The organism is Kitasatospora sp. NPDC058406 (genome assembly GCF_042722765.1).
GTDB lineage: Bacteria > Actinomycetota > Actinomycetes > Streptomycetales > Streptomycetaceae > Kitasatospora.
Genome location: NZ_JBHXKE010000029.1, coordinates 2,910 through 5,914, shown reverse-complemented (window position 1 = coordinate 5,914; position 3,005 = coordinate 2,910). Strand labels below are relative to the sequence as shown.

Genomic DNA, 3,005 nt, shown 5'->3' with positions numbered 1-3,005 from the left:
GATCACGGCGTGGCCGGGGCGCACCGATAGCCGGTACGCCTCGCCGGCCAGCGTCTCGTCGAGGACCAGTTCGACTCCCTCCCCGGGCCGGCCCGGGGCCAGCGGAAGGCCGGTGGCGGCGGCCAGTGAGGAGCGCAGCCACCGTTCGGCCCCGGCCAGCGCCGGCGGCGCGGTCAGGGTGGTGGTCTGGTCGAGGGAGAAGTCCTGGTCCGGGAGGCGGACGGAGCTCAAGGGGGCGGGTATGAGGTCCATTCCGCCATCCTGCCCCCGGCCCGGCCACGGGCATAGACCAGTTTGCAAAATGGTCCAGACCTCACATGCGGGGCAGGCCGCTACTTGTCGTCGCCGCCCTGCGGCTTGCCGATGCCGTCGTAGATCTCCTTGCACATCGGACACACCGGGTACTTCTTCGGGTCGCGCCCGGGCACCCACACCTTGCCGCACAGCGCCACCACGGGGGACCCGGAGAGCGCGCTCTCCATGATCTTGTCCTTCTGGACGTAGTGGGCGAAGCGCTCGTGGTCGCCGTCCCCGTTGGACACCTGCGGGACGGGCTCGACCAGGGTGCCGGTGCCGAGGCCGCGCTCGGGCTCAAGAGTGCTCATAGGTGCCAAGTCTATGGGCGCCCCGCAAAACCGGGCCAGTGTCGCGACGGGAGCCGCTCCGGTCAGTTCAGGGTGGGGTCGTCGGGGTACGTCGCGAGCAGCGCCATCGGACCGCGCTGGCGGCGCAGCACCGCGCGCCAGAGCCGTTCCGGCTCCGGGCTGGAGATGTCCCCCGGCTCGCAGTCCACCAGGTACCAGGCGCCGCTGGTGACCTCGGACTCCAGCTGCCCGGGCGCCCAGCCCGCGTACCCGGCGAAGATCCGCAGCGCCCCGAGCTCGCCGGCCAGCACCTCGGGCGGCGCCTCCAGGTCGACCAGGCCGATCGCGCCGTGCACCCTCCGCCAGCCGAGCGGTTCGCCGGTGCCCGGCTCCCCCGGCGCCACGGCCAGCCCGAGCGCCGAGTCCAGCGCCACCGGTCCGCCCTGGAACACCACGGCCGGCTGCCCCACCAGCACGCCCCAGCCGTCCAGCACGCTGCCCACCTCGATCGGCGTCGGCCGGTTGAGGACCACACCGAGCGCCCCCTCGACGTCGTGGTCGAGGAGGAGCACCACCGCCCGGGCGAAGTTCGGATCGGTGAGCACGGGCGTCGCGACGAGCAAGCGGCCGGTGTGGGACCGGCCTCCGTGCGAATGGGCCGCCGTCATGCCTCACATGATCCCGCAGACCCCCGGGGGCGGACACCCGAAACCGGGGACCGGCCGAGGACCCGCAGGGCAATCGGCGGTCCGCCGGGCCGACACCCGGTCGACACCCGGCGAACACGCGGCGAACACCCGTACGGGCGTACCGGCGCGCGGCCCGCGGCCCGGGGAGAGCACCATCACGGGAGAGGCTCACGGGAACCGTCGGCGCGACCACTACCATCTACTGATGGTGGACGCCCCTCCACGGTGCCGACTCGGTCACGCCGGGGGCCCGACTCGTCCGTGAAACGGTCCACCGCACGGCTCCTCGCAGAGCCCCACCCACTCCTCTGGCACCCCGGATTGCGAGAACGATGACCGACGACGTCCTGCTGGTCCACGGCGGAAACCCGCTCGAAGGCGAGATCCGCGTCCGCGGTGCGAAGAACCTGGTCCCCAAGGCCATGGTCGCCGCCCTGCTCGGCCAGGGACCCAGCAGACTGCGCAACGTCCCGGACATCCGCGACGTCAAGGTGGTCCGCGGTCTGCTCCAGCTGCACGGGGTCACCGTGCGCACCGGCGACGAAGAGGGTGAGCTGATCCTCGACCCGTCCCACGTGGAGAGCGCCAACGTCGCCGACATCGACGCGCACGCGGGCTCCTCGCGGATCCCGATCCTCTTCTGCGGCCCGCTGCTGCACCGGCTCGGCCACGCCTTCATCCCGGGCCTCGGCGGCTGCGACATCGGCGGCCGGCCGGTCGACTTCCACTTCGAGGTGCTCCGCCAGTTCGGCGCGACCATCGAGAAGCACCCGCAGGGCACCTACCTGGTGGCCCAGCAGCGGCTGCGCGGCACCCGGATCGAGCTGCCCTACCCGTCGGTCGGCGCCACCGAGCAGGTGCTGCTCACCGCCGTCCTCGCCGAGGGCGTCACCGAGCTGCGCAACGCCGCCATCGAGCCGGAGATCGTCGACCTGATCTGCGTGCTGCAGAAGATGGGCTCGATCATCTCGATGGGCACCGACCGCACCATCCTGATCACCGGCGTCGACGAGCTGAACGGCTACAACCACCGCGCGCTGCCGGACCGCCTGGAGTCCGCCTCCTGGGCCTGCGCGGCCCTGGCCACCAAGGGCGACATCTACGTCCGCGGTGCCCGCCAGCTGGAGATGATGACCTTCCTCAACACCTTCCGGAAGGTCGGCGGCGCCTTCGAGGTGGACGACGAGGGCATCCGGTTCTGGCACCCGGGCGGCGAGCTCAAGGCGATCGCCCTGGAGACCGACGTGCACCCGGGCTTCCAGACCGACTGGCAGCAGCCGCTGGTGGTCGCGCTGACCCAGGCGGCCGGCCTGTCCATCGTCCACGAGACGGTGTACGAGTCGCGGCTCGGATTCACCGGCGCGTTGAACCAGATGGGTGCCCACATCCAGCTCTACCGCGAGTGCCTGGGCGCCACCCCGTGCCGCTTCGGCGCCCGCAACTTCCTGCACTCCGCGGTGGTCTCCGGGCCGTCCAAGCTGATGGGCTCCGAGCTGGTCATCCCGGACCTGCGCGGCGGCTTCTCGTACCTGATCGCGGCGCTGGCGGCCGAGGGCACCTCGACCGTGCACGGCATCGACCTGATCAACCGCGGCTACGAGAACTTCATGGACAAGCTGCGCGACCTCGGCGCCCACGTCGAGCTGCCCAACGGACTCCCGAGCGAGCAGCTGGTCGGCGCCTGACCGGTCCGGGGGGCGCCCCCCCGCGGCCCCCCGCGGGAGGGCGGGGC

The 3,005-nt window shown here is 72.1% G+C and carries 4 protein-coding genes (1 of these 4 only partly in view); 1 reads left to right on the top strand and 3 read right to left on the bottom strand.

The features are described 5' to 3' along the window. The 3 genes from ACFWOG_RS08560 to ACFWOG_RS08550 all read right to left on the bottom strand — a co-directional run. Nucleotides 1-252, bottom strand: partial view of a beta-N-acetylhexosaminidase gene (locus tag ACFWOG_RS08560; RefSeq protein WP_380356110.1) — the beginning only. It extends 1,353 nt beyond the left edge of the window; the window shows 252 of its 1,605 coding nt (coding positions 1-252); the start codon lies at nt 250-252; its stop codon lies beyond the left edge, outside the window. 80 nt (nt 253-332) lie between these two features. Next, the gene (locus tag ACFWOG_RS08555) at nt 333-605 is read right to left on the bottom strand and encodes a DUF3039 domain-containing protein (RefSeq protein WP_327677380.1); all 273 of its coding nucleotides are present in this window, start codon (nt 603-605) and stop codon (nt 333-335) included. A 62-nt stretch (nt 606-667) separates the two neighbouring features. Then, the gene (locus ACFWOG_RS08550) at nt 668-1,252 is read right to left on the bottom strand and encodes a YqgE/AlgH family protein (RefSeq protein ID WP_329883584.1); all 585 of its coding nucleotides are present in this window, start codon (nt 1,250-1,252) and stop codon (nt 668-670) included. 353 nt (nt 1,253-1,605) lie between these two features. Here ACFWOG_RS08550 and murA point away from each other — a divergent pair, with 353 nt between their 5' ends. Beyond that, complete coding sequence (gene murA / locus ACFWOG_RS08545; protein WP_329883583.1) at nt 1,606-2,958, top strand: UDP-N-acetylglucosamine 1-carboxyvinyltransferase; 1,353 nt, start codon at nt 1,606-1,608, stop codon at nt 2,956-2,958. Nucleotides 2,959-3,005 lie beyond the last annotated feature (47 nt).

What these genes read in the sequence shown, in the direction of transcription:
- ACFWOG_RS08555 (WP_327677380.1), bottom strand. Translation starts at nt 605, where the DNA reads ATGAGCACTCTTGAGCCCGAGCGCGGCCTCGGCACCGGCACCCTGGTC.
- ACFWOG_RS08550 (WP_329883584.1), bottom strand. Translation starts at nt 1,252, where the DNA reads ATGACGGCGGCCCATTCGCACGGAGGCCGGTCCCACACCGGCCGCTTG.
- murA (WP_329883583.1), top strand. Translation starts at nt 1,606, where the DNA reads ATGACCGACGACGTCCTGCTGGTCCACGGCGGAAACCCGCTCGAAGGC.